Raw genomic sequence first — 525 nt, 5'->3', positions numbered from 1 at the left:
TGCAGATCGGCGCGCCGGGCGAGGTGTACGAGTTTCCGAACAGCCGCTTCTCGGCCGAGTTCATCGGCTCGACCAACCTGTTCGAGGGCCGCGTGGTCGAGGACGAGCCCGATCACATCTTCGTCGAAAGCGACGATCTCGAAGCGCGGATGTACGTGAGCCACGGCGTCACCGGCCCGCTCGGGATGCCGGTCGGCATCTCGGTGCGCCCGGAGCGCATTCACGTGTCGCGCGAAAAGCCGGGCTCGAAACACAACTGGGCGCGCGGCGTCGTGACCGACATCGCGTACATGGGCAGCTACTCGCTGTATCACGTGCGCCTGCCGAGCGGCAAGACGGTCGTGTCGAACCTGTCGAGCTCGCACCTGATGAACGACAACGCGCCGGCGTGGAACGATGACGTGTTCGTGTCGTGGTCGCCGGCCAGCGGCGTCGTGCTGACGCAGTGAGGACGCCACGATGAGAACCTCCGCTTCCAATCCGTCCGCGCCGGTGCCGACCGGCGCCGCGAGCGCCGGCACCGGC

1 protein-coding gene is annotated in these 525 nt (G+C 67.4%); it reads left to right on the top strand.

Annotation, left to right across the window (positions count from 1 at the left end; genetic code table 11):
- Positions 1–449, top strand: a 449-nt coding sequence (locus tag F3J15_RS37530; protein WP_166897881.1) for a TOBE domain-containing protein, incomplete at its 5' end; no start/stop codon positions are given.
- Positions 450–525: the final 76 nt, after the last annotated feature.

Origin of the sequence: Burkholderia sp. Ap-955, from assembly GCF_011753045.1 — a bacterium.
Classification (GTDB): Bacteria; Pseudomonadota; Gammaproteobacteria; order Burkholderiales; family Burkholderiaceae; genus Burkholderia; species Burkholderia lata_D.
Note: the sequence above shows the minus strand (reverse complement) of the source record. Positions and strands in the feature narration are given on the sequence as shown.